Source organism: Cupriavidus sp. UGS-1 (assembly GCF_021213615.1).
Lineage (GTDB): Bacteria > Pseudomonadota > Gammaproteobacteria > Burkholderiales > Burkholderiaceae > Cupriavidus.
In genome coordinates, this window is sequence record NZ_JAJQJF010000002.1 from 182,760 (window position 1) to 208,783 (window position 26,024).

Below are 26,024 nucleotides of genomic sequence, written 5' to 3' on the forward strand. Positions count from 1 at the left end.
GGTAGGGACGGATACGGCAATGAAGGTGGTGATCACCGGCGCCGGCGTGGTCGGCATGGCCACCGCCTGGCAATTGGCCAACGACGGCCATGAGGTCACGGTGCTGGAGCGGCGCGACGGTCCGGGGCTGGAGACCAGCTTCGCCAACGGCGGGCAGCTCAGCTACAGCTATGTGGCGCCGCTGGCCGGTCCCGGCGTGCTGGCCAAGGTGCCCGGCTGGCTGCTGCGCCGCGACGCGCCGCTGCGCTGGCGCCCGCGGCTGGACCCGGCCCAATGGCGCTGGCTGGCCGCCTTCGTCGGCGCCTGCAATGCCTCGCGCAGCGATGCGACCACGCGCAAGCTGCTGCGGCTGGCCTTTCATTCGCGCGACCGCATGCGCGCCTTCCTCGATAGACACGACATCGATTTCGATTTTGCGCGGCGCGGCAAGCTGATCGTCCACCGCGACGCGGCCAGCTTCGATGCGGCGCGCCGGCTGCTGGACTACCAGGCCGGGCTCGGCAGCGAGCAGCATGCGCTGGACCGCGACGCCTGCGTGGCGCTGGAACCGGCGCTGGCCGGCATCCGCGACCAGATCGTCGGCGCGATCCATACCCCGAGCGAGGAAGTGGCCGATTGCCACCGCTTCTGCGTCGGGCTGGCCAATCTGCTGCGCCAGCACCCCAATGTGTCGCTGCGCTTCGGTACCGCGGTCCGTGCGATCGAACGCCGGGGCGACGCGGCCCGCGGCGTGCATACCGACAGCGGCTTCGAGGCCGCCGATGCGGTGGTGCTGGCCGGCGGCATCGGCAGCGCGACACTTCTGCGGCCGCTCGGACTGCGCGCGCCGCTGTGGCCGCTGAAGGGGTACAGCATCACCGTGCCCGTCGGCAGCGGCGCGCAGGCGCCCCATATCAGCGTCACCGACTTCGCCCGCAAGATCGTCTATGCCCGCATCGGCAATACGCTGCGCGTGGCCGGCATGGCCGACCTGACGCGGCCCGATACGCGCATCGACGAACGCCGCGCGGCAACGCTGCTGGACGAAACGCGCTCGGTGTTCGGCGGCATCGCCGGCGACCGCCCGCTGTCCGACCTGCAGCCCTGGGCCGGGCTGCGCCCTGCCACACCGAGCGGACTGCCACTGATCGGACAGTCGCGGCTGCGTCATCTGTGGCTCAACATCGGGCACGGGGGACTGGGGTTTACGCTGGCAATGGGCAGCGCGGGACTGCTGGCGGATATGATCGCGAAGCGGCCGCCCGCGGTCGATCCCGCCGACTACAGCGCGACGCTGGCGTAGCGCGCCACTGCCCGCGCAGTACAGGACAGAAGAGCGGAACGAGGAGCCGCCGCTTGCACGGCCCTTGCTAGCAGTACAACCGATGTCGCGTTTCAACAAGAGCCGTTCCACAACCAAGGAGAGCCTGACCATGAAACTGCCTACCGCCACCCGCACTGCGCCACGACAGGCGCGCCGTTCGCTGCGATCCGCCCTGGGCGCCGTGCTGACCGCCGCGCTCGCTTGCGGTGCGTTCGGCACCATCGGCGCCGCCCATGCCCAACAGAACGACACGCTGAGCAAGATCAAGCAGAACGGCGTGATCACCCTCGGCCATCGCGAATCGTCGATCCCGTTCTCCTATACCAATGGCCGCGAGGTCATGGGGTATTCGCACGAGATCATGATGGCCATCGTCGACAAGGTGAAGACGCAGCTGAACATGCCGAACCTGCAGGTTCGGATGATCCCGATCACCTCGCAGAACCGCATCTCGCTGATGCAGAACGGCACCATCGATCTCGAATGCGGCTCGACCACCAACAACCTCGAGCGCCAGAAGCAGGTCGGCTTCACCAACAGCCTGTTCGTCTACGGCATCCGCATGCTGGTGCGCAAGGACGCCGGCGTGAAGGACTTCGATGACCTGAAGGGCCGCAACGTCGTGACGACCGCCGGCACTACGGGTGAGCGCCTGCTGGTCAAGATGAACGGCGAGAAGGCGATGAACATGAACCTGACCGGCGCCAAGGACCACGGCCAGGCCTTCCTGATGCTGGAATCGGGCCGCGCGGTCGCCTTCGTCATGGACGAGCCGCTGCTGTACGGCGAACTGACCAAGGCCAAGAATCCCGGCGAATGGACCGTCGCCGGCACGCCGCTGCAGACCGAGAACTACGCCTGCATGCTGCGCAAGGACGATCCGCAGTTCAAGGCGCTCGCCGACGGCGTGATCGCCGACCTGATGAAGTCGGGCAAGGCCGAGCAGCTGTACAAGAAGTGGTTCCAGTCGCCGATCCCGCCGCGCGGCATCAACATGAACTACCCGCTGTCGGCCGAGATGAAGGAACTGTTCGCGAACCCGAACGACAAGGCGTTCCAGTAAGCGCTTTCGGTTTCTCGCATCAGGAAGTCCGCGTCGGCGCTCGCGCGTCGATGCGGACTTTTCTCATTCTGCGCGCGCCTCCAATCGAAACGTAAAGTGCGTGCATTTTTCAGAAGCTTCCGGGTCCGCCGATCGGCAAGCTACGCAGGTCTCAACAAGGTATCGCCGATCATGGTTCAGACCTACGACTCCTGCTACAAGCTGCTGTTCTCCACGCCCGACCTGGTGCGCGAACTGGTCACCGCATTCGTCGAGAACGACTGGCTGCGCAGCCTCGATTTCGAAACGCTGGAGAAAATTCCCCCGCAATACGTTGGCGACAACTTGCGCCAACGCGCCAATGATGTGGTCTGGCGCGTCCGCGCCGATGACGATTGGCTCTACCTCTACATGCCGATCGAATTCCAGAGCACCGTCGACCCCTATATGGCGGTGCGGGTCATGGAATATATGGGACTGCTCTATCAGGACCTCGGCCGCCGCAAGAACGTGCTCGCGGATCGCAAGCTGCCGCCCGTGCTGCCGCTGGTGATGTACACCGGCAAGGCACCGTGGACCGCGCCTACCGATATTGCGTCGATGGTCACTGCCGCTCCCCGCCTGGCAGCAAGGTTCCAGCCTCAACTCGCCTACCTGCTGATCGATACGAGCCAGTATCGGGACCGCGATCTGCAGGCGCTGAACAATCGCGTGGCCATGGTGATCCTGATCGAGCGCGGGGATCTCGATCGTCTGCCGGAACTGGTCGATCAACTGAACGAGATGATCGCTGGCGACGTCGAACTGCACCGGATTTTTTCGATCTGGATGCGTCAACTACTCCATCGCCGGAGCGACGGGGTTCTGTTGCTGCCGGAGGTGGTCAACCTGAAGGAGGTCAATATGAGTCTGGTGTTGTCGCTAAATGAGTTGAGACAGAAGGGAGTGTTGCAAGGCAAGGTAGAGGGCGAAGCATACGTGCTGCAGAAGGTGCTGACACAGCGATTTGGCTCGTTGCCGCCGGACATTGCCTCCCGCATCGCGCGGGCCAATACCGAACAACTCGAACGCTGGGTGGATCGGCTGGACTCAGCCCAATGCCTCGACGACATCTTCAGTGACCACACTGAAGGACGGGTCGCCGCCTGATTCCCTGATCGATTGGATTGAGCCAGCGTGCCCAAACCCGAACAAGAAGCACCGCCCAAAACAAAAACCCCCGAAGGCAGGCCTTCGGGGGTTTTGCACTACTGGCGGAGAGGGTGGGATTCGAACCCACGGTACCGTTGCCGGTACGCCTGATTTCGAGTCAGGTACATTCGACCACTCTGCCACCTCTCCTGAACTGGTCGCGTTGCGGCGAAACCGAGATTATAGAGAAGTCAAAAACAGACTGCAAGAGGGTCGGCACGTTTTTCCCGTGACTTCCTGCTGCCTGGTTCATCCACCTCAGGCCTCGGGTTCGAGCCGCGTCAGGCCGCCCAGATACGGCTGCAGCGCGGTCGGCACGGTGACCGAACCGTCCGCATTCTGGTAGTTCTCGAGGATCGCCACCAGCGTGCGGCCGACCGCCAGGCCGGAGCCGTTCAGCGTGTGCACCAGCTCGGGCTTGCCCTGACCGGCGCGGCAGCGTGCCTGCATGCGGCGCGCCTGGAAGTCGCCCATGTTCGAGCACGAGCTGATCTCGCGATAGGTGTTCTGCGCGGGGATCCAGACTTCGAGGTCGTAGGTCTTGGTGCTGCCGAAGCCCATGTCGCCGGTGCACAGCACGATGGTGCGGAACGGCAGGTCCAGCTTCTTCAGGATCGCCTCGGCATGGCCGGTCAGTTGTTCGAGCGCGTCGAACGAGGCCTCCGGGCGCACGATATGGACCAGCTCGACCTTGTCGAACTGATGCTGGCGGATCATGCCGCGCGTGTCCTTGCCGTACGAACCGGCCTCCGAGCGGAAGCACGGCGTATGGGCGACGAAACGCAGCGGCAGTTCGTCGGCCGACGCGATGACGTCGCGCATCAGATTGGTCAGCGGCACCTCGGCGGTCGGAATCAGGTAGTAATTCTCGGTCCGCTCGCCGCCGTCCGCGCCCTCGCCGCCCACCTGGCGCGGCACCTTGAACAGGTCATCCTCGAACTTGGGCAGCTGGCCGGTGCCGCGCATCGATGCCGCATTGACGATGTACGGCACGTACATCTCGGTGTAGCCGTGCTCGAGCGTATGGGTATCGAGCATCAGCTGCACCAGCGCGCGATGCATGCGGGCGATGCCGCCGCGCAGTACCGCGAAGCGCGAGCCGGTGATCTTGGCCGCGCTCTCGAAATCGAGGCCGAGGCGCTCGCCGACGTCGACGTGGTCGCGCACCGGGAAGTCGAAGCTGCGCGGCGTGCCGACGCGGCGCACTTCGACGTTGTCGTTCTCGTCCTTGCCGACCGGCACGCTGTCGTGCGGCAGATTCGGCAGCGACAGCATCAGCTGCTGCAGCTGGGCCTGGATGTCGTCGAGCCGCGCCGCCGATTCCTTCAGCGTGTCGCCGATGCCGCCGACCTCGGCCATCAGCGCCGACGCGTCCTCGCCCTTGCCCTTGGCCATGCCGATCTGCTTGGACAGCGTGTTGCGGCGGGCCTGCAGTTCCTCGGTGCGGGTCTGCAGTTGCTTGCGCTCGCTTTCGAGCGCCTGGAAGGCGCCCAGGTCGAGTTGGAATCCACGCGTGGCAAGGCGTTGTGCCACGGCGTCGGGGTCTTTGCGGAGCAGCTGGATGTCGAGCATGTTTGCGGGAAAAGCGTGCGGTCGGAGCGATCGGGAGGCGGCTGGCATGCCGCCGAACCGCACATTTTACTGCACCGCGGCAGCGCCCGGCCGGGATGGCGGCTGAGGGCCGCGGCCCGCTACGCGTCGCCCTCGTCCGCCTTGCCGCCCTTGCCCGACGGCTGGCTCTTCTGGCGGCGATGCCAGGCGTCGTCCAGCTCGCGCAGGTGGCGCAGCTTGTCGCCGATCTTGCCCTCGAGGCCGCGCGGCGTCGGCTGATACCAGCCCTGCGCCTTCAGGTCATCGGGGAAATAGTGTTCGCCGGCGGCATAGGCTTCGGGCTCGTCGTGCGCGTAGCGGTAGGCATGGCCGTAGCCGAGCTCCTTCATCAGCCTGGTCGGCGCATTGCGCAGATGGACCGGCACCGCGCGCGACTTGTCCTTGGCGACGAAGGCCCGCGCCGCGTTGTAGGCGTTGTAGCCGGCGTTCGACTTGGGCGCGACCGCCAGGTAGATCAGCGCCTGCGCCAGCGCCAGCTCGCCCTCGGGCGAGCCCAGGCGCTCGTAGGTCTCGGCCGCGTCCAGCGTCATCCGTGCCGCGCGGGGATCGGCCAGGCCGATGTCCTCCCACGCCATCCGCACGATGCGGCGGGCCAGATAGCGCGGATCGGCACCGCCGTCCAGCATGCGGCAGAACCAGTACAGCGCCGCATCGGGGTCGGAGCCGCGCACCGACTTGTGCAGCGCGCTGATCTGGTCGTAGAACGCGTCGCCACCCTTGTCGAAGCGGCGCAGGTTCTCCGACAGCGCGCTGCCCAGCAGCGCCTTGTCGATCGTCTGCGCGCCAGCGGTACGTGCGGCGCGCGCGACGATCTCGATATTGTTCAGCAGCTTGCGGCCATCGCCGTCGGCGGACGCGACGATCAACTGCAGCGCCTCGTCGTCCCAGGCGACGCCGCCCAGCGCCTCGCTGGCGCGCAGGGCCAGCTGGCGCAGTTCCGCATCGTCCAGGCTCTTGAGCACATAGACCGCGGCCCGCGACAGCAACGCGCCGTTGACCTCGAACGACGGGTTCTCGGTGGTCGCGCCGATGAAGGTGAACAACCCGCTTTCCACGTGCGGCAGGAAGGCGTCCTGCTGGCTCTTGTTGAAGCGGTGGACCTCGTCGACGAATACCAGCGTGCGGCGCCCGTGCGCACGGTATTGCTCGGCGCGCTCGACCGCCTCCCGGATGTCCTTGACGCCGGACAGCACCGCCGACAGCGCGATGAACTCGGCATCGAAGGCATCGGCCATCAGCCGCGCCAGCGTGGTCTTGCCGACGCCGGGCGGGCCCCACAGGATCATCGAATGCGGCTCGCCCGATTCGAAGGCCACGCGCAGCGGCTTGCCGGGGCCGAGCAGATGCTGCTGGCCAATGACCTCATCGATATTGCGCGGGCGCAGCCGTTCGGCCAGCGGTTGGCGGGAAGCGTCGGAGGGTTCGGAAAACAGCGTGTCCGGCACGGTGGTCAAAGGCTTGGGAAGGCTTGGGTTCAGTGCAGGCGGCTGCAAGCGGCGCGGCCGGCCAAAGCGCCAGTGTAGTGCATCGGTACGCGGCGCCGCCCGGCGGGGATCGGGCTCGCCGCGCTAGCGCGGAAACGCCACCACATCGTCGACCTCGACGCGGATGCCGATCCAGTCGCCGACGCCGTGGTCGTGGTGCGACGGCGCCAGCGACAGCACCCTGCCGCCGCTGGCCAGCCGCAGCGTGTAGAGAATCTCGGCGCCGCGGAAGGCCTTGTGCAGGATCTGTGCGCGCAGCGCGCTGGCATCGTCGTGCAGGATGTCGTCGGGGCGGATCAGCACGTCGACCTCGGCCACGCCAGGCGCCAGATCGAGCCCGTCGCGGCTGTGCAGCGTGCCCAGTTCACAGTCGAGCTGTCCCGGTGCGGTGACGCGGGCGGGCATCAGTACGCCCTGCCCGATGAAATCGCCGACGAAGCGCGTGGCGGGCTTGTGATAGAGCTGATGGGCGGTGCCCCACTGCTCGATCGCGCCGGCGTGCATCACGCCGATCTCGTCGGCCATCGCGAACGCTTCGAGCTGGTCGTGCGTGACCAGGATCGCGGTCGCGCCCTGGGCCTTCAGGATCGCGCGCACCTCCAGGCTCAGCCGCTCGCGCAGGTCCACGTCCAGATTGGAAAACGGCTCGTCGAGCAGCAGCAGTTCGGGCCGCGGCGCCAGCGCGCGGGCCAGCGCCACGCGCTGCTGCTGGCCGCCGGACAGTTCGTGCGGAAAGCGCGCGCAGGCGCCCGCCAGGCCGACCAGCTCGAGCACTTCTGCGACACGCTCGCGCCGAGCCTGCCGGCTGTCCCGATGCAGGCCGAAGGCGACGTTGTCGGCCACGCTCAGATGCGGGAACAGCGCGTAGTCCTGGAACACCATGCCGACGCGCCGCCGTTCGGGCGGCACCGCCAGGCCCGGTGCCGACACCGGTTGCCCGTCCAGCACGATGCGCCCGGCACGCAGCGGCTCGAAGCCCGCGATGGCCCGCAGCACGGTGGTCTTGCCGCAGCCGCTCGGGCCGAGCAGGCAGCCGATGCTGCCGCGCGCCAGCGAAAACGACAGGTCTTCGATGACGATCTGGCTGTCGAAACCGTGGCGGATGTGCTCGACCTCCAGCACCAGATCGGGCGGCACGCTTGTTGAAGCAGCGGCAGGGACAGCGGCGGCGGCGGGCTCCGCAGAAGCGGTCGGCGCGGCGGGTGCCGTAGGCGCCGTCGGAGGCGCGGTATCGAGATCGAAGGCGGACATGCGAATCATTATAAGTATCAGCAACGCCGGACCGGCGATTGATAGAATGCCCCAGCCGCGCCGTCCGCGGCACTTCTTCCCAGCCGATCGCCGCGCATGTCCCTGCTCCATCCCGCCCGATTGCCCGATAGCGACCCTGCCGGTCTGGCACGGCGCGGCCGGCGGCTGACGGCCATCCATCCGCTGTCCTTCGCGGCGGGGCTGGTGGCCCTGCTGATCGCAGTGCCGATCCTGGTGGTGGCGGCCAGCCTGCTGACCCCGAGCACCGAGACCTGGCATCACCTGGTCGACACGGTGCTGGGCGAGTACATCGCCAATACGCTGTGGCTGCTGGCCGGCGTCGCCGTCGGCGTGCTGCTGCTCGGCGTGCCGACCGCATGGCTGGTCTGCACCTATCGCTTCCCCGGCCGCGGCCTGATGGAATGGGCGCTGGTGCTGCCGCTGGCGATGCCGGCCTACGTGATCGCCTACGCCTATACCGACGCGCTGCAGTTCGCCGGCCCGGTGCAGAGCTGGCTGCGCGCGCTGACGGGCTGGGGCGCGCGCGACTACTGGTTTCCGGACGTGCGGACGCTGGGCGGCGCGATCGTGCTGTTCTCGCTGGTGCTCTACCCCTACGTCTACCTGACCGCCCGCGCCGCCTTCCTGCAGCAGACGCTGAACACGCTGGAGGCGGCACGCCTGCTGGGCCACGGACCCTGGCGCAGCGTGCTGCGCGTGGTGCTGCCGCTGGCGCGTCCCGGCATCGCGGCCGGCACCGCGCTGGCCATGATGGAGACGCTGGCGGACTTCGGCACCGTCGCCTACTTCGCGATCCCGACCTTCTCGACGGGCATCTACCGCGCCTGGTTCTCGCTCGGTGACAAGAGCGCGGCGGCGCAACTGTCGGCCTGCATGCTGGCCTTCGTGATCGCGATCCTGGTGGCGGAACGGATCTCGCGCGGCCGGGCCCGCGTGCATGGCGGCCAGCGCCGCGCGCCGGCCTATCGGCTGACGGGTTGGCGGGGCTGGGCCGCGCTGGCGGCGTGCGCGCTGCCGGTGCTGCTGGGCTTCCTGGTGCCGGCGCTGATGCTGTTCGAGATGGCCTTCACCGACGGCGATGCGCAGTTCGGCCCGCGCTTCGTCGGGCTGGTCCGCAACAGCTTCCTGCTGGCGAGCGTCACGGCGCTCGCGGCGGTGCTGATCGCGCTGGCGATCGGCTATGCCGGCCGGCTCGGCCGGGGCTGGCCGATGCGGGCGCTGCTGCGGCTGTGCGGCATGGGCTATGCGCTGCCGGGCTCCGTGATCGCGGTGGGCGTGCTGGTGCCGGTCGCGCGGCTCGACAATGCGATCGCCGGCTGGATCCAGCAGCTGACCGGCGTGTCGCCGGGCCTGCTGCTCACCGGGGGCATCGCGGCGCTGGTCTATGCCTATCTGGTGCGCTTTCTCGGCGTCGCGCTGCAGACCGTCAACGCCGGATTGGCGAAGATCACGCCCAGCATGGACACCGCGGCCCGCAGCCTCGGCCACGGTCCGGCCGCGACGCTGCGCCGCGTCCATCTGCCGATGCTGCGCGGCAGCCTGCTGACCGCGGCGCTGATCGTCTTCGTCGACGTGATGAAGGAACTGCCGGCGACCTTCGTGATGCGCCCCTTCAATTTCGACACACTGGCCGTGCAGGCCTACAACCTCGCCGCCGACGAACGGCTCGCCGAGGCCGCGACCGCCTCGCTGGTGATCGTGCTGGTCGGGCTGATTCCGGTGATCGTGCTGTCGCGGCAGATCCGCCGCAGCGCGCAGGACTGAACCCGCGGCACGCAGCCCCGCTGGCGGCGTACCTGCATGGGGTGCAGGCTCGCTGCCCGCTCTCCAGTCCAGCTAAAGCCCGCCGCGATTTCCGCCGATATCCCGTGAATGCCAAGCTGGGCCGCACAAGCCGGCCCGCTTTCCTCGAACTCGATGGGCGGGAGTCGTATGCAAATTCGTTACCGGATGCTGGTCTTCAAGATGTCGCGCCTGGCCAGCCAGAACAAGCTGACGGCGGTGCAGGAAATCGGCTTCGCCACCGAGCTCGCCGAACTGGTGGTCAAGGAAGGCATCGCCGAGCGGGTGGTGCAGGAACTGTTCGACGATGACCATCCGCAGCTGCGCCGCATCGCCGTCAATGCGATCCGCCGCACCGGCCGCTTCGACGTGCCGGGCCTGCAGGCGGCGCTGCTGCGCAGGTTGTCCGATGCCGAACCGTGGCTGCGCCACGATGCGGTCTGGGTCATTCAGGAAGCGGCGATGGACGGCGGGCTGGTGCGCGCAGGGCTGCGCCGGCTGGCGGGCACCGTGCAATTGCCGCAGGACGCGGTACGTGCCAAGTCCAATCCCGGCGATGCGCTGCTGCAGGCCCAGGTGCGCGCGCGCCAGGCGCTCGATGCCTTGCTGAAGAAGGATGCGCAGGCCGCGCTGGCGGCGCTGCGGGCCACGCTGGCGACCTTTGCCGCGCTGAATCAGGAGCCGTATGGAAGCGGCACCGTGGGTCAGATGAACCTGGCGCGGCGCGAACTGCAGCGCCGCATGGCGAAGCGGGCCTTGTCGAGCAGCACGCGGCTGACCTTCCGCCGCGTCGAGGGGCCGGACGGCAAGGCGGCGTTCGCGGAGACAGCCAGCACCGCCAGGTCTGGCCAGACCAGTGACGACGCGGCCGGCGATCCGTCATGAAGACCGGAGCCGGCCGCGCCCTTCAGCGGGCGATCACTTGAAGCCGGCCTTGTCGGCGAGCTTCTGCGCGACCGGCTGATACTTGCCGAGCTCGGCCACGTTGATCCGGTCGGCCTTGAAGCTGCCCATCGCTTCCAGCGCCGGGTTGCCGACCTTGACGCTCGGCACCACCGGCCACTCGTTGTTGCCGTTGGCGAAGTAGGCCTGGGCCTCGTCGCTGGCGAGGTACTCCAGGAACTTGACCGCCGACTCCTTGTTCGGCGCGTGCTTGAGCATGCCGCCGCCCGAGATGTTCATGTGCACGCCCTGGCTCTCCTGGTTCGGCCACACCACGCCGAGCTTGTCGGCCACCGCCTTGTCCTCGGGCTTGGTCGACTTCAGCAGGCGCGCGATGTAGTAGGTGTTGGAGATCGCCAGATCGCATTCGCCGGCAGCCACGGCCTTGAGCTGGTCGGTGTCGCCGCCCTTGGGCGTGCGCGCCAGGTTGGCGACCACACCTTGCGCCCAGCGCTCGGTCTTCGCTTCGCCGTCATGCGCGATCAGGCTCGAGATCAGCGACAGGTTGTAGACGTGGCCGCTCGAGCGCGTGCACAGCTTGCCCTTCCACTTCGGGTCCGCCAGGTCCTCATAGGTCTTGATGTCGCCCGGCTTGACGGTGTCCTTGTTGTACGCGATCACGCGGGCGCGCGCCGAGAAGCCGAACCATTCGCCGTTGGGATCGCGAAAGTTGGCGGGGATGCGCGATTCGAGCACCTTCGACTTGACCGGTGCGAACACGCCGGCCTGCTGGGCGCGCCACAGGCGGCCGATATCGACCGTGATGAACACATCGGCCGGGCTGTTGGCGCCCTCGCTCTTGATCCGCTCGAGCAGCGGATCCTCCTGGCCCTCGATGCGATTGATCTTGATGCCGGTCTGCTTGGTGAAGTTGCTGTACAGCGCCTCGTCGGTCTGATAGTGCCGGGCCGTATAGAGATTCAGCACCTTTTCCTGGGCGCCCTGGGCCATCGCGGACAGGGGCATCGATGCGGCGCTGGCCGCCATGGCGAGAGCTGCCGCGGTGGGCAGCAGACGACGAAACACGTACATGGACTCCTCCGGGCTTTGCGGTTCCGCCGCTGGCCAAATGTCAGCGGGCGAGCGCAAACAATAATGATTCCCGTTTTCGGCGTCAATGTCGGTTTCCCCGCGTGGAACGGCCGCGACAGGGACGGACAGGGACGGTGAACAGCCGATTTACAGGCGAGAACGTCGCCAGGCCCAAGTGCTGGACTTCAGCCGCCGGCGCGAGAAACCAGCGCGCCGACCGCGTCGGCCGGCAGCGGTCCGTGGCAGCCGCGTTCGCCGCCGCGCCGCTGCGTCACCAGCCAGACCCGGTCGGGCTGGCCAGTCGGACGCATCAACCAGGCATCGCCGCGCGCGGCGCCCGGCAATTCCTCCAGCACGCCGCTGCGTTCGGACTGCAGCATCGTCGCGCAGTCGCGCGCCGAGGCGGCGGTGGCGGCGAGGAAGTCCGGGTTGGTCAGCACCTCGGACAGCGTGGTGTCGGGCGCGCGCAGAAAGGCGTCGATATCGAATTGCCGGCTAGGGGCCGCGCTCTTGCCGCCGGCGCACGCGCCCAGCGCCAGCAGCGCGGCCAGCGCCGGCCCGATCGCCATCCCCCGCGCCAATCGCAGCGCCCCGGGGCTCGAGCTGGCCGGCTTCATTGGCGGATCACGTCGGCGCCCTTGGGGACGCTGAAGCGGAAGGTGTCGGCCGGCAGCGACGGGTTCTTCTGCATCGCGCTGAAGGTCAGCAGCGTGGTGTTGCCGAATGCGTCCCGCAGCTCCATCGCTTCCAGATTGCCGCCCTTGAAGCCGATGCCGATCCGCTCGAACTGGGTGTCCTTGGCCTTCGGCGTCAGCTCCAGCCATTCGATGCCGTCGCGGGTCGGGCCGTCCTTGACGACGAAGCTCTTCTCCAGGTCGTTGCTGCCGAACAGGATCGCTGCCGGGCTCGAACCGAGCGCGGCGTCCAGCTTGCGCTCGGTGACCTGGTTCAGATCCTTGTCGTAGATGAAGAGCGTCTGGCCGTCGGCCTGCAGCAGCTGCTCGTAGGGCTTGGTATAGCGCCAGGAGAACTTGCCGGGGCGCGAGAATACGAAGGTGCCGCTCGAGGTGCCGGTGACGCGCATCGCCTCGCCGGTGCCCTTGACCTGACGCTGCGTGAATTCGCCGCGTGCGCTCTTGACGGTGGTGACGAAGGTCTTCAGCTGATCGGTGGCGGCGGCTTGCGCGGTGGCCGGGGCCAGCGCGGCCCAGCCCAGGGTGGCGGCAGCGCCGACGGCGGCAAGTGCGGACGCCAGTACGCGATTAGGCATGCAATCGATCCTTGTTTTGGGTAAGTGTCCGGTTAGAGCCGGGGAGCGGCGCCGGATTCCGTCCGCGGGCGTCAGCAAGCGTGACACGCGTAACGGCATATTACCGGGCATCGGACCGGCCACCCGCGCGCGCTATTCCTCGCGCGCGCCGCCGGCGGGGGCCAGAATGTCGCGGTTGCCGTTGCCGGACATCGCCGAGACCAGGCCGGCCTTCTCCATGTCTTCGAGCAGGCGCGCCGCGCGGTTGTAGCCGATGCGCAGATGGCGCTGCACCAGCGAGATCGACGCGCGGCGGTTCTTCAGCACGACTTCGACCGCCTGGTCGTACAGCGGGTCGGCCTCGCCGCCACCGCCGATGCCGGCACCGCCGCCCATGCCATCGACACCGATGTCGCCCTCGGCCAGGCCGCCTTCGAGAATGCCCTCGATATAGTTGGGCTCGCCGGCTTCCTTCAGCTTGTCGACCACGCGGTGCACCTCGTCGTCCGAGACGAAGGCGCCGTGCACGCGCACCGGCAGGCCGGTGCCCGGCGCCAGATACAGCATGTCGCCCATGCCGAGCAGCGTTTCGGCGCCCTGCTGGTCCAGGATCGTGCGCGAGTCGATCTTGCTGCTGACCTGGAACGAGATCCGGGTCGGCACGTTGGCCTTGATCAGGCCGGTGATCACGTCGACCGACGGCCGCTGCGTCGCCAGCACCAGATGGATGCCGGCCGCGCGCGCCTTCTGCGCGATCCGCGCGATCAGCTCCTCGACCTTCTTGCCGACCACCATCATCAGGTCGGCCAGCTCGTCGATCACGATCACGATGGTCGGCAGCTTCTCCAGCGGTTCGGGCGCGTCGGGCGTCAGGCTAAACGGATTCGGGATCTTTTCCTCGCGCGCCGCCGCCTCGTCGATCTTCTTGTTGTAGCCGGCCAGGTTGCGCACGCCCATCTTGCTCATCAGCTTGTAGCGGCGCTCCATTTCGCCGACCGCCCAGTTCAGCGCATTGCCGGCCTGCCGCATGTCGGTAACCACGGGACACAGCAGATGGGGGATGCCCTCGTAGATGCTCATCTCCAGCATCTTCGGATCGATCAGGATCAGCCGCACGCTGTCGGCCTTGGCCTTGTACAGCAGCGACAGGATCATCGCGTTGATGCCGACGGACTTGCCCGAGCCGGTGGTACCGGCAACCAGGCAGTGCGGCATGCGCGCCAGGTCGGCGACCACCGGCTTGCCGGCGATGTCCTTGCCGAGCGCCAGCGTCAGCTGCGAGACGCTCTCGTTGTAGACCTGCGAGCCGAGGATCTCGCCGAGCCGCACCGCCTGGCGCTTCGGATTCGGCAGCTCCAGGCCCATGTAGTTCTTGCCCGGAATGGTCTCCACCACGCGGATCGACACCAGCGACAGCGAGCGTGCCAGGTCCTTGGCCAGATTGACGATCTGGCTGCCCTTGACGCCGGTGGCCGGCTCGATCTCGTAGCGGGTGATCACCGGACCCGGATAGGCGGCCACGACCTTGACCTCGACGCCGAAGTCCTTGAGCTTCTTCTCGATCAGGCGCGAGGTGAATTCCAGCGTCTCGGCGCTGACGGTCTCCTGCGAGACCGGTACCGGGTCCAGCAGCGACAGCGGCGGCAGGTCGGCATCCTGCAGGTCGGCAAACAAGGGCTGTTGCTTCTCGCGCTCGACCCGTTCGTGCTTGGGCACCGCCTGCGGCCGCACGATCTGCACCGGCGCCGCCTCCTCGATGCGCACGCGCTGGACCTCGACGGTCTCGGTGCGCTCGACCTTGGCGGCCTCCCCGATGATGCGGTCCTGCTTGCTTTCGCGGCGCGCCTTGAAGCCGAGGAAGGCGGTCTCGACGAAGGCGCCGACCTTCTCGCAGACCGACAGCCACGAGAAATGGAAGAACAGCGACAGCCCGATCGCCAGCATCAACAGCAGCAGCAGCGTGGCGCCGGTAAAGCCCAGCGCGGTCTGCAGCCAGCCGCCCAGCAGATCGCCCAGCACGCCGCCGGGCGCGCGCGGCAGCGCCTCGCGCAGCGGGTACATGCGAACCGCCTCGAGGCCCATGCTGGCGGCCAGCGTCAGGCCGAAGCCGATCCAGCTGACCACCACGCCCTGGCGCGCCTCTCCGACCTGGTCGGGGAACTCGGCGGTCAGCATGCGCCAGCCGCGCCAGCAGCGGCGCACCAGCAGCACGCCGAGCCAGTAGGCGGAGAAACCGAAGATGAAGAACAGCACGTCGGCGAGCCAGGCGCCGACGCGGCCGCCCAGGTTGTGGATCTGCGCCACCTGATTGGCGTGCGACCAGCCCGGGTCGGCCTTGCTGTAGCTGGCCAGGATGCACAGGAAGGCCAGCGTCGCGGCCAGCAGCAGGAACCAGCGTACTTCTCCCAACAGCTTGCCGATGCGGGAAGGCAGGACGGAGGGATCGGTGCGGGTGGTCGTGGTGGTTCTGGCCATGCGGGGGTACGGATGGCGGCGCGGCACGGCGCCGTACGGAATTGCGGTGGCGGCATTTTACCTCCCCCGCAGGCTATCGCCGCCATTGGAATTTGCAACAATGCGCCAACGCCGGTCCACTTATAATGCGGGTTTTCGATTACCCATGCCGGCGCGCGGCGCACGCCGGCCACAGGAACGCATCATGGCCAAACACGCGAAAGTGCTGATTCTCGGTTCCGGTCCCGCCGGCTACACCGCCGCCGTCTACGCGGCGCGCGCCAACCTGGAGCCGGTGCTGATCACCGGCCTGGCCCAGGGCGGCCAGCTGATGACCACCACCGACGTGGAGAACTGGCCGGCCGATCCGAACGGCGTGCAGGGCCCCGAGCTGATGCAGCGTTTTCTCGAGCATGCCGAGCGCTTCAAGACCGAAATCATTTTCGACCATATCCATACGGCCAAGCTGACCGAGCGCCCGATCCGCCTGGTCGGCGACGCCGGCGAGTACACCTGCGATGCGCTGATCATCGCCACCGGCGCCTCGGCGCAGTACCTGGGCCTGCCTTCCGAGGAAAACTTCATGGGCCGCGGCGTGTCGGCCTGCGCGACCTGCGACGGCTTCTTCTACAAGAACCAGGAAGTGGCGGTGATCGGCGGCGGCAATACCGCGGTCGAAGAGGCGCTGTACCTGTCGCATATCGCCAGCAAGGTCACCGTGATCCATCGCCGCGACAAGTTCCGCGCCGAGCCGATCCTGGTCGACCGCCTGCTGGCACGCGAGAAGGAAGGCCGCGTCGAGATCGTCTGGAACACCGTGCTGGACGAGGTGGTCGGCGACGAGTCGGGCGTGACCGGTGTGCGCATCCGCAATGTGCAGAGCGGCACCACCGAGGAGCGCAAGCTCGCGGGCGTGTTCGTCGCGATCGGCCACAAGCCGAACACCGACCTGTTCGTCGGCCAGCTGGAGATGAACAACGGCTATATCGTGACCAAGAGCGGCCTGTCGGGCGACGCCACGGCCACCAACATCCCGGGCGTGTTCGCCGCCGGCGACGTGCAGGACCATGTCTATCGCCAGGCCATCACCAGCGCCGGCACCGGCTGCATGGCCGCGCTCGACGCGCAGCGCTACGTCGAAGCGCTGAAGTAAGTCTTGTTGCTCGCCTTCGGCGAGCTGCCCTCTCCCCTGCCCCTCTCCCGCAAGCGGGAGAGGGGAAAACCGGCGTGCCCGCTGTCCCTTGGCTTTCTCCCCTACCCCGCGAGCGGAGGAGGGGCAAGCCGGCGTCTCCGCTGCCCCTGGTTTTCTCCCTCTCCCGCTTGCGGGAGAGGGGCCGGGGGAGAGGGATTCCGCCCCTCCACCCGCGCCACCTTCTGCCGCCGATCGTGTTACCTTGCCGGTTTCACGGTCTTGCCCGCCGCCCCGCGGCGGTGCCGCTTTTCCCATCATGAAGCACGGTGCCAGCAAATCCGGCCGCCCTGCCGGTTCATCCCCCACTCCCGCCCGTACCCGCCTTGGTCTCGACGATCTGGCACGCCTGCGCGACCAGATGAAGGCCGACGCCGAGCGCCGCGAGGCCGAGCGTCTTGCCGCCGAGGAAGCCGCGCGCCAGGCGGCGCTGGAAGCCAACGTGTTCCGCAACAGCATCGGCAATGTCCAGACATTGCGCGATCGCAACCGCGTGACGCCGCCCGCGCGGCGGCCCGAGCCGGTGCCGGTGCAAACCCGGCTCGACGACCAGGCGGTGCTGGCGGCCTCGCTATCGGATCAGTTCGATGTGGAAAACCTGCTGGAGACCGACGACACGCTGTCGTTCCGCCGTCCCGGCATCGGCAACGACGTCATACGCAAGCTGCGGCGCGGCGAATGGGTGCCGCAGGATCGCATCGATCTGCACGGACTGCGCCGCGACGAAGCGCGCGAGGCGCTGGCCGAATTCCTGCGCCGTTGCGTGCGGCGCGGCGTGCGTTGCGTGCGCGTGATCCACGGCAAGGGCAACGGCTCGCCGGACAAGCAGCCGGTGCTCAAGGGCAAGGTGCGCAGCTGGCTGGTGCAGAAGGAGGAAGTGCTGGCCTTCGTGGAGGCGCGGGGCGCAGAGGGCGGCTCGGGGGCCTTGATGGTGTTGCTGCGTCAGCCGTACGCATGACGGCTGCCGCGTGACGGCTGCAATTCCCTCCCCCGGACGGGAGAGGGGCAAAACCCGGCGGCGTCAGACCGCCGCTTCGTCCTGCTCGCCGGTACGGATCCGGATCACGCGCTCGATTTCGGTGACGAAGATCTTGCCGTCGCCGATCTTGCCGGTATGGGCCGCCTTGACGATCGCGTCCAGCACGGTATCGAGCTGGCTCTCGGCCACGACCACCTCGATCTTGATCTTCGGCAGGAAGTCGACCACATACTCGGCGCCGCGATACAGCTCCGTGTGGCCCTTCTGCCGGCCGAAGCCCTTGACTTCGGTGACCGTCAGGCCGGTCACGCCCACGTCGGCCAGCGCCTCACGCACTTCGTCCAGCTTGAACGGTTTGATGATGGCGGTAATTTGCTTCATGTCGGCCCCCTTTCTGTCGTGATTGGTTGATGCAAGATTCTAGCCCGCGCGGCGCGATGACGCGCCAAAGCGGGTTGGGGATCACCCCTTGTCGTGTCGATTGCCGGCCTGCGGGGCCGCCCCGCCCTTGCCCTTGCGGCCTGGCTCAGCGGCGGTATCCGGAATGCGGTCCAGATCGGCCAGCCACGCGCTCGACTCGCTGTCGCTGGGCGCGCGCCAGTCGCCGCGCGGCGACAGCGAACCGCCGGAGCCGACCTTCGGCGCATTCGGAATGCACGAGCGCTTGAACTGGCTGGTGCGGAAAAAGCGGTCGAGGAAGATGCGCAGGTTGCGCTTGATGTCGGCCAGCTGGTACTCGTTGCGCGCGACATGGGCCTCCTCGGGCCACTGCCCCGCCTCGCGGTCGCCCCAGGCATGCAGCGCCAGGTAGGCCACCTTCGACGGCGTGAAGCCGAAGCGCAGCGTGTAGTACAGATTGAAGTCCTGCAGCTCGTAGGGCCCGATCACGCTTTCGGTCTTCTGGCCCGGCTTGTCGCTGGAATCGCCCGGCACCAGTTCGGGGCTGATATCGGTGCCCAGCACGTCGAGCAGCACCTCGCTGCCACCCGCACCGATCTGGCCCGTTTCGGCGACCCAGCGCACCAGATGCGAGATCAGCGTCTTCGGCACGCTGGCATTGACGTTGTAATGCGACATGTGGTCGCCGACGCCGTAGGTGCACCAGCCCAGTGCGAGCTCGCTCAAGTCGCCGGTGCCGATCACGATGCCGTTGTGGTGATTGGCCAGCCGGAACAGGTGATTGGTGCGCTCGCCGGCCTGCACGTTCTCGAAGGTCACGTCGTAGACCGGCTTGCCGTCGGCGAACGGATGGCCCAGGTCCTTGAGCATCGCCAGGCAGCTCGGCCGGATGTCGATCTCGCGCGCGGTGCAGCCGACCACCTCCATCAGCCGCCTGGCCTGCTGCAGCGTGCGGTCGCTGGTGGCAAAGCCCGGCATCGTGAAGCCGAGGATATTGGCGCGCGGCAGCCCCAGCCGGTCCATCGCCTTTGCACAGACCAGCAGCGCATGGGTCGAGTCCAGGCCGCCGGAGACGCCGATCACCACCTTGGAAATGCCGGTGGCCGACAGACGCTGCACCAGTGCCTGGACCTGGATCTGGTAGACCTCGTTGCAACGTTCGTCGCGCCGCCGGCGATCGGCCGGCACATAGGGGAAGCGCTCGACGCGGCGTTGCAGCGGCAGATCGCGGTCCTCGTCGACCCCCAGCACGAAACCGACGGTGCGGAACTTCGCCACCTCGCCGGCATGGCGGCGCACCGAATCGCCGAACGTCGTCATGTGCATGCGCTCGCGCGAGAGCCGCTCCAGATCGACGTCGGCGAAGATCATGTGCGAATCGTCGGCGAAGCGCTCCGATTCGGCCAGCAGTTCGCCATTCTCGTAGACCAGCGCCTGGCCATCCCAGGCGAGGTCGGTGGTCGATTCGCCCTTGCCGGCCGAGCTGTACAGATAGGCGGCCAGGCAACGGGCCGATTGCTGCGACACCAGCTGATGGCGGTAGCCGGACTTGCCGATCACGATATTGGACGCCGACAGATTGACCAGCACCGTGGCCCCCGCCAGCGCGGCGAACGACGACGGCGGGATCGGCACCCAGACGTCCTCGCAGATCTCGACATGGAAGCGCAGCAGCGGGATGTTCTCGACCTCGAACAGCAGGCCGGCGCCGAACGGCACGCTCTGGCCCAGCAGGTCTACCTGGTCGACCGTGGCGCAGTCGGCCGCGCTGAACTGGCGCGCCTCGTAGAATTCCCAGTAATTGGGCAGGAAGCTCTTGGGCACGACGCCACGCAGCTGGCCGCCGGCGACCACCACCGCGCAGTTGAACAGCTGATGCTGGACCCGCAGCGGCATGCCGACCACCAGCGCGCACGGCAGCGTGCGCGAGGCCTCGACGATCTCGCCCAGCGCACGCTCGCAGGCGTCGAGCAGGGTCTTCTGATGGAACAGGTCGTCGCAGCTGTAGGCCGACAAACCCAGCTCGGGGAAGGCCACCAGCGCGGCGCCGGCGTCGGCCGCCTGGCGGGCCAGCGCGATGGTCTGCTGCGCGTTGAAGGCGGGATCGGCGACCTTGCAGCGCGGCACGCCGACCGCCACGCGCACGAAGCCATGGGAATACAGATTGAAGAATCGGCTCATCTCGAACACCCTTGTTGTGCGCAGGGCCGCATGGTGCCGGACCGATGCCAGGCGCGGCCACAGGCGATAATGCGAGTCGGCACCTGCCCCGCAACCACCCGCATCACCCCTTCTGGCCGGAGGTCCCACGGACCTCGGCAAGGCACATCGTGAAAGCAAGCAAGTCCATGCCATCCCACGCAGGCAGCGCCGCCATGCCGGCGGAGCGACCCGAGAATTATCGCACGCGTATCGTCGAGAACCTGGCCGACCTCTCGCCGGTGGAGTGGGACGGCCTGCTGGCGCGGCAGCCCGGCCGCACGCCGTTCCTGCGCCATGCCTTCCTGCATGCGCTGCATGCGAGCGGCAGCGCCAGCGACGACACCGGCTGGAGCCCGCGCCATCTGACGTTGTGGAAGGAGACCGCCGACGGCGAGCGCCTGGCCGCGGCGATGCCGCTCTACGCCAAGGCGCACTCGTACGGCGAGTATGTGTTCGACTGGGCCTGGGCCGATGCCTATGCGCAGAACGGCCTGGAGTACTACCCGAAGTGGCTGTCGGCGATTCCGTTCACGCCGGTGCAAGGCACGCGCCTGCTGGCCGAGAACGCGCTGGCGCGCGAACTGCTGCTTCAGGTCGCGCTGACGCTGGCCGAGCAGAGCCAGCTGTCCTCACTGCATGTGCTGTTCCCCGACGACGCCGAGGCCGAGCTGATGCAGCAGGCCGGCATGATGATGCGCCACGGCGTGCAGTTTCACTGGACCAATCCCGGCTATCCGGACTTCGACGCGTTCCTTGCCACGCTGTCGCAGAAGAAGCGCAAGAACATCCGGGCGGAAAGGCGCCGCGTCGCCGAGGCCGGCATTTCGTTCCGCCATCTGCGCGGCATGGAGATCGGCCCCGACGACTGGCGGCTGTTCCATCGCTGCTATCGGCAGACCTATCGCGAACACCGTTCGACGCCGTATCTGAACCTGGACTTCTTCGAGCGCATCGGCGCGGCGATGCCCGAGCATCTGCTGATGGTGATCGCCCGCCGCGAGGGCCGTGACATCGCCGCCTCGCTGCTGGTCTACGACGACGATCCGGCGATCAGCACGCTGTACGGACGCTATTGGGGCGCGCTCGAACACCATCCCTGCCTGCATTTCGAGACCGCGTACTACCAGCCGCTGGCCTTCTGCATCGAACACGGGATCCGCACCTTCGAGGGCGGCGCGCAGGGCGAACACAAGATGGCGCGCGGCTTCCTGCCGGTCGCCACGCGCTCGGCCCACTGGCTCGCGCACCCGGCCTTCGCCGATGCGGTCGAGCGCTTCCTCGCGCGCGAACGCGCCGGAATCGATGCGTATCTGGATGAATTGAACGACAGGACGCCGTATGCGAGGACGGCGGGGGAGCCGGGCTAGCGCGGCCAGTGTGAGCGCGAAAAAGCTCACGGCGGAGGTGTTCTCCCTCTCCCGATTGCGGGAGAGGGGTCGGGGAGAGGGGTCGGGGGGAAGGGAAACGCCGGTAGGGATGCCAGCGCCGTCAGCGCTTACGGACGCCCATTGCCCTCTCCCGCAGCCCCTCTCCCACATGTGGGAGAGGCGAGCCAACCAACGGCAAGGCCGATCGTATCGACCTTAGACCTTTGCCGCCACCCACTCGCCCACGCCCGCCAGCGCCGCCGGCAGCTTCGCCGGTTCGGTGCCGCCGGCCTGGGCCATGTCCGGGCGGCCGCCGCCCTTGCCGCCGACCTGCTGGGCGACGAAGTTGACCAGCTCGCCGGCCTTGACCTTGCCGGTCGCGTCGGCGGTGACGCCGGCGATCAGGCTGACCTTGCCGTCCTGCACCGCGCCGAGCACGATGGCCGCGCTCTTGAGCTTGTCCTTGAGCTTGTCCATGGTCTCACGCAGCGTCTTGACGTCGGCGCCCTCGAGCTGGGCGGCCAGCACCTTCAGGCCCTTGACCTCGATCGCCTGGCTCGCCAGCTCGTCGCCCTGCGACGCGGCCAGCTTGCTCTTCAGGCGCTCCAGCTCCTTTTCCAGCGCGCGGACCTGGTCCTGCATCTGGCCGATGCGCGGCACCAGCTCGCTCGGCTGCGCCTTCAGCGCGGAAGCGGCCTCGTTCAGGCGCGCGTCCAGCGACTGCAGATAGTGCAGCGCGTTGTCGCCGGTGATCGCCTCGACGCGGCGGATGCCGGCCGCAACGCCGCCCTCGACCACGATCTTGAACAGGCCGATATCGCCGGTGCGGGCCACGTGGGTGCCGCCGCACAGTTCCTTCGAGCTGCCGATCGACAGCACGCGCACCTCGTCGGCGTACTTCTCGCCGAACAGCGCCATCGCGCCGCTCTTGACGGCATCGTCGAACGGCATCAGCTCGGCGCCGGTGGCCTCGTTGCGCAGGATCTCGGCATTGACGATCTCCTCGACCTCGCGGATCTGCGCCGCGGTCAGCGGTGCGTTGTGCGAGAAGTCGAAGCGGGTCTTGTCGGCGTCGACCAGCGAGCCCTTCTGCTGCACGTGGCTGCCCAGCACTTCGCGCAGCGCCTTGTGCATCAGGTGGGTCGCGGAGTGGTTGCGCATCGTGCGCGCGCGGCGCAGCGCGTCGACCTCGGCGGTCACGGTGTCGCCGACCTTCAGCGCGGCGCCGGCGAGCGTGCCCTGATGGCCGAACACATCGGCCTGCACCTTGGTCGTATCGGCCACCGCGAACACCGCCGCACCGGCCTTGATCTCGCCCTGGTCGCCGGCCTGGCCGCCCGACTCCGCGTAGAACGGCGTGTGGTCGAGCACCACCACGCCGGTTTGGCCCGGCTGCATGGTGTCGACCGAGGCGCCGTCGACGTACAGCGCGACCACCTTGGCGTCATTCAGCGCCAGCTTCTCGTAGCCGTGGAAGGTCGTCTTGGCGCCGCTGTACTCGAGGCCGGCCGCCATCTTGAACTTGCCGGCGGCACGGGCCTGCTCGCGCTGGCGCGTCATCGCGGCGTCGAAGGCGGCCTCGTCGACCGCGACCTGCTGCTCGCGGCAGACGTCCTGCGTCAGGTCCAGCGGGAAGCCGTAGGTGTCGTGCAGCTTGAACGCGAGCTCGCCGTCCAGCATGTTGCCGCCCTTGGCCTTCAGGTCGGCCAGCGCCGCGTCGAGAATGCTCATGCCGTTCTCGATGGTCTCGAAGAAGCGCTCTTCCTCGGCCTTCAGCACCTCGACCACGCGCGGCTCGGCCTCGGCCAGTTCCGGATAGGCCTCGCCCATCTGCGCGACCAGGTCGGCCACCAGCTTGTGGAAGAACGGCGTCTTGCGGCCCAGCTTGTAGCCGTGGCGGATCGCCCGGCGCACGATCCGGCGCAGCACGTAGCCGCGGCCTTCGTTGCCCGGGATCACGCCGTCGACGATCAGGAACGAGCAGGCGCGGATATGGTCGGCGATAACCTTCAGCGAGTTGTTGTTCAGATCGTCGACGCCGGTTTCGCGCGCGGCGGCGCGGATCAGCGCCTGGAACAGGTCGATCTCGTAGTTGCTGTGCACGTGCTGCAGCACCGCGGCGATGCGCTCCAGGCCCATGCCGGTGTCGACGCAGGGCTTGGGCAGCGGCGTCATGTTGCCCTGCTCATCCCGGTTGAACTGCATGAACACCAGGTTCCAGATCTCGATGTAGCGGTCGCCGTCCTCTTCGGCCGATCCCGGCGGGCCGCCCCAGACGTCCGGACCGTGGTCGTAGAAGATTTCCGAGCACGGGCCGCAGGGACCGGTGTCGGCCATCTGCCAGAAGTTGTCGGACGCATAGCGCGCGCCCTTGTTGTCGCCGATCCGCACGATGCGCTCGACCGGCACGCCGACTTCCTTGGCCCAGATGTCATAGGCCTCGTCGTCCTCGGCATAGACCGTGACCCACAGCTTCTCGGCCGGCAGGTTGTAGACCTTGGTCAGCAGCTCCCATGCGTACTGGATCGCCTCGCGCTTGAAGTAGTCGCCGAACGAGAAGTTGCCCAGCATCTCGAAGAAGGTATGGTGGCGCGCGGTATAGCCGACGTTTTCCAGGTCGTTGTGCTTGCCGCCGGCGCGCACCGAACGCTGCGACGAGGTCGCGCGCGAGTAGGGCCGCTTGTCGGTGCCGAGGAAGACGTCCTTGAACTGCACCATGCCGGAGTTGGTGAACAACAGCGTCGGATCGTTGGCGGGCACGAGGCTCGACGAGCGGACCACGGTATGGCCCTTCGATTCGAAGAACTGCAGGAACTTGCTGCGGATGTCGGAGACTTTCATGTTTGGGGGCAAGGCGTCCCCGCATGGACATCGCAGGGCGCAGTCGGATTGGATTTGCAAACCGTTGATTATACGGGGAACGCCGCCGCAACGGCAGGCTGGGCCGGTGGTCGCGGGGCCTGCCGGGGCGGCATGCGCGGCATGCAGGCGACACCGCCGCCGAAGTCCGCGGATGTGCGTCCGGCGACCCGCCGGTGGTACAGTGCTGGCTGTCCGGGCCGGGGCGGCCCGCCCGCCTGCGCGCCAGTGCCGTCTGGTTTTGCCGGCCAGGTCTTGCCGGCCCGCCTCGCCGGGTCCGTTCCGCCGGCCGGCCTCGCCGCCCTGCCCGTTTCGCCGTCCAGCCGCCTCACCGATACCGCCTGATATTCCCATGGGAGCCTTAAGCCACCTCCGCGTTCTCGACCTGACCCGCGTGCTCGCCGGGCCCTGGTGCGCGCAGAACCTTGCCGACTTCGGTGCCGACGTGATCAAGATCGAACGGCCCGGCGCCGGCGACGACACCCGGACCTGGGGCCCGCCCTGGCTGCAGGACGAGTCGGGCCGCGACACCGCCGAGGCGGCCTACTACCTCGCCGCCAACCGCAACAAGCGCTCGGTGACCTGCGACATCAGCACGCCCGAGGGCCAGCAGCTGGTACGCGAACTGGCGGCGCAGAGCGACGTGGTGCTGGAGAACTACAAGGTCGGCCAGCTGAAGAAGTACGGCCTCGACTACGAATCGCTGAAGGCGGTCAAGCCGGACCTGATCTACTGCTCGGTGACCGGCTTCGGCCAGACCGGCCCCTACGCCGCCCGCCCGGGCTACGACTTCATCATCCAGGGCATGGGCGGCTTCATGAGCCTGACCGGCGAGCGCGACGACCTGCCCGGCGGCGGGCCGCAGAAGGCGGGCGTGGCGATCTCCGACCTGATGACGGGCCAGTACGCGACCATCGCGGTACTGGCGGCGCTGGCGCACCGCGACCGCACCGGCGAGGGCCAGTACATCGACATGGCGCTGCTGGACGTGCAGGTCGCCATGCTGGCCAACATGAACACCAACTACCTGGCCAGCGGCGTCGCGCCGAAGCGCTGGGGCAACGCGCACCCGAACATCGTGCCGTACCAGACCTTCCAGGCGGCCGACGGCTGGATCATCGTCGCGGTCGGCAACGACGGGCAGTTCCGCAAGTTCGTCGAGGCCGGCGGCCGGCCTGAACTGTCGGCCGATCCGCGCTTCGCCACCAATCCGCAGCGCGTGGCCAACCGTGACACGCTGGTGCCGATGCTGGCCGAGATGGTCCGGCCGCGTACGCGCGCGCAGTGGATCGCCGACCTGGAGGCGGCCGGCGTGCCTTGCGGCCCGATCAATACGCTGGACGACGTGTTCGAGGACGCCCAGGTCAAGGCGCGCGGCCTGCGCGTGGACCTGCCGCACCCCAGCGCCGGCGAGGTCAAGCTGGTCGGCAGCCCGATCAAGATGAGCGCCACGCCGCCGCAGGCGGTCCGTCACCCGCCGCTGCTGGGCGAGCACACCGACGCAGTGCTGGGCGAGATGCTCGGTTATTCGCCGGAGCGCATCGCCGAACTGCGGGCCAGGGGCGTGCTGTGACGGTTCGAATGACGATTGGTATCACGGTCTGAGCGATGAATGACGAGGCGGCGGCCGCGGGGCCGGCCGTCGCCCGCACCGATTCCGCCCCTCC

At 67.9% G+C, this 26,024-nt stretch carries 19 protein-coding genes and 1 tRNA gene; 9 read left to right on the forward strand and 11 right to left on the reverse strand.

From position 1 onward, the window contains the following. The first annotated feature begins 19 nt into the window (after positions 1-19). From LRR16_RS03415 to LRR16_RS03425, 3 genes are all read left to right on the forward strand, one after another. Positions 20-1,282 (forward strand): D-amino acid dehydrogenase, encoded by a 1,263-nt coding sequence (locus LRR16_RS03415; RefSeq protein ID WP_006577613.1) that lies wholly within the window; start codon positions 20-22, stop codon positions 1,280-1,282. 130 nt (positions 1,283-1,412) lie between these two features. Further along, positions 1,413-2,366 carry a glutamate/aspartate ABC transporter substrate-binding protein gene (locus LRR16_RS03420; protein WP_052511479.1) on the forward strand — a complete coding sequence of 318 codons (954 nt, stop codon included), beginning with the start codon at positions 1,413-1,415 and terminating at the stop codon, positions 2,364-2,366. A gap of 171 nt (positions 2,367-2,537) precedes the next feature. Further along, positions 2,538-3,494: an Rpn family recombination-promoting nuclease/putative transposase gene (locus LRR16_RS03425; protein ID WP_232204801.1), complete on the forward strand. Its 957-nt coding sequence runs from the start codon at positions 2,538-2,540 to the stop codon at positions 3,492-3,494. A gap of 102 nt (positions 3,495-3,596) precedes the next feature. Here LRR16_RS03425 and LRR16_RS03430 read toward each other — a convergent pair. The 4 genes from LRR16_RS03430 to LRR16_RS03445 all read right to left on the reverse strand — a co-directional run bounded on the left by LRR16_RS03430 (position 3,597) and on the right by LRR16_RS03445 (position 7,756). Then, positions 3,597-3,686: transfer RNA gene (locus LRR16_RS03430), tRNA-Ser, on the reverse strand. Between the two features lie 108 nt (positions 3,687-3,794). Then, positions 3,795-5,108 carry a serine--tRNA ligase gene (gene serS / locus LRR16_RS03435; protein WP_006577610.1) on the reverse strand — a complete coding sequence of 438 codons (1,314 nt, stop codon included), beginning with the start codon at positions 5,106-5,108 and terminating at the stop codon, positions 3,795-3,797. Between the two features lie 119 nt (positions 5,109-5,227). Then, on the reverse strand, positions 5,228-6,592 hold the full coding sequence (locus LRR16_RS03440) for a replication-associated recombination protein A (RefSeq protein WP_052511480.1): 1,365 nt from the start codon (positions 6,590-6,592) through the stop codon (positions 5,228-5,230). A gap of 123 nt (positions 6,593-6,715) precedes the next feature. Next, positions 6,716-7,756, reverse strand: a complete 1,041-nt coding sequence (locus tag LRR16_RS03445; protein ID WP_370646755.1) for an ABC transporter ATP-binding protein — start codon at positions 7,754-7,756, stop codon at positions 6,716-6,718. Positions 7,757-7,978: 222 nt separating this feature from the next. On the opposite strand from LRR16_RS03445, the gene LRR16_RS03450 reads away from it, so the two are divergent. Further along, positions 7,979-9,667 carry an iron ABC transporter permease gene (locus LRR16_RS03450; protein WP_232204803.1) on the forward strand — a complete coding sequence of 563 codons (1,689 nt, stop codon included), beginning with the start codon at positions 7,979-7,981 and terminating at the stop codon, positions 9,665-9,667. Positions 9,668-9,835: 168 nt separating this feature from the next. Beyond that, positions 9,836-10,570, forward strand: coding sequence for a hypothetical protein (locus LRR16_RS03455; RefSeq protein WP_232204804.1), 735 nt, complete (start codon positions 9,836-9,838; stop codon positions 10,568-10,570). A gap of 33 nt (positions 10,571-10,603) precedes the next feature. On the opposite strand, the gene LRR16_RS03460 is transcribed toward LRR16_RS03455, so the two are convergent. The 4 genes from LRR16_RS03460 to LRR16_RS03475 all read right to left on the reverse strand — a co-directional run bounded on the left by LRR16_RS03460 (position 10,604) and on the right by LRR16_RS03475 (position 15,383). Then, a complete protein-coding gene (locus tag LRR16_RS03460) occupies positions 10,604-11,659 on the reverse strand; it encodes a Fe(3+) ABC transporter substrate-binding protein (RefSeq protein ID WP_064572888.1) in 1,056 nt (351 codons plus the stop codon). A 185-nt stretch (positions 11,660-11,844) separates the two neighbouring features. After that, the gene (locus LRR16_RS03465; RefSeq protein ID WP_232204805.1) at positions 11,845-12,276 is read right to left on the reverse strand and encodes a hypothetical protein; all 432 of its coding nucleotides are present in this window, start codon (positions 12,274-12,276) and stop codon (positions 11,845-11,847) included. Beyond that, the gene (gene lolA, locus LRR16_RS03470) at positions 12,273-12,929 is read right to left on the reverse strand and encodes an outer membrane lipoprotein chaperone LolA (RefSeq protein ID WP_023263422.1); all 657 of its coding nucleotides are present in this window, start codon (positions 12,927-12,929) and stop codon (positions 12,273-12,275) included. Before lolA ends, LRR16_RS03465 begins: the two co-directional genes overlap by 4 nt. A 132-nt stretch (positions 12,930-13,061) precedes the next feature. Continuing rightward, positions 13,062-15,383 carry a DNA translocase FtsK gene (locus LRR16_RS03475; protein ID WP_064572886.1) on the reverse strand — a complete coding sequence of 774 codons (2,322 nt, stop codon included), beginning with the start codon at positions 15,381-15,383 and terminating at the stop codon, positions 13,062-13,064. Between the two features lie 184 nt (positions 15,384-15,567). Here LRR16_RS03475 and trxB point away from each other — a divergent pair, with 184 nt between their 5' ends. Further along, complete coding sequence (gene trxB, locus LRR16_RS03480; protein ID WP_043437006.1) at positions 15,568-16,515, forward strand: thioredoxin-disulfide reductase; 948 nt, start codon at positions 15,568-15,570, stop codon at positions 16,513-16,515. A gap of 295 nt (positions 16,516-16,810) precedes the next feature. Continuing rightward, on the forward strand, positions 16,811-17,509 hold the full coding sequence (locus LRR16_RS03485; RefSeq protein ID WP_053821257.1) for a Smr/MutS family protein: 699 nt from the start codon (positions 16,811-16,813) through the stop codon (positions 17,507-17,509). Between the two features lie 63 nt (positions 17,510-17,572). Here LRR16_RS03485 and glnK read toward each other — a convergent pair whose 3' ends face one another. Both glnK and LRR16_RS03495 read right to left on the reverse strand, forming a co-directional pair. Next, entirely contained in the window at positions 17,573-17,911 is a 339-nt protein-coding gene (gene glnK, locus LRR16_RS03490; protein WP_006578394.1) for a P-II family nitrogen regulator, read from the reverse strand. An 81-nt stretch (positions 17,912-17,992) separates the two neighbouring features. Next, the gene (locus LRR16_RS03495) at positions 17,993-20,110 is read right to left on the reverse strand and encodes an NAD(+) synthase (RefSeq protein ID WP_064572883.1); all 2,118 of its coding nucleotides are present in this window, start codon (positions 20,108-20,110) and stop codon (positions 17,993-17,995) included. A 167-nt stretch (positions 20,111-20,277) separates the two neighbouring features. Between LRR16_RS03495 and LRR16_RS03500 the strand changes: the two genes are divergently transcribed. Beyond that, entirely contained in the window at positions 20,278-21,498 is a 1,221-nt protein-coding gene (locus LRR16_RS03500) for a GNAT family N-acetyltransferase (RefSeq protein ID WP_232204806.1), read from the forward strand. Between the two features lie 216 nt (positions 21,499-21,714). Here LRR16_RS03500 and alaS read toward each other — a convergent pair whose 3' ends face one another. Beyond that, positions 21,715-24,339, reverse strand: coding sequence for an alanine--tRNA ligase (gene alaS, locus LRR16_RS03505; RefSeq protein WP_232204807.1), 2,625 nt, complete (start codon positions 24,337-24,339; stop codon positions 21,715-21,717). 370 nt (positions 24,340-24,709) lie between these two features. Between alaS and LRR16_RS03510 the strand changes: the two genes are divergently transcribed. Then, positions 24,710-25,930: a CaiB/BaiF CoA-transferase family protein gene (locus LRR16_RS03510; RefSeq protein ID WP_006578398.1), complete on the forward strand. Its 1,221-nt coding sequence runs from the start codon at positions 24,710-24,712 to the stop codon at positions 25,928-25,930. The last annotated feature ends 94 nt before the right edge of the window (positions 25,931-26,024 follow it).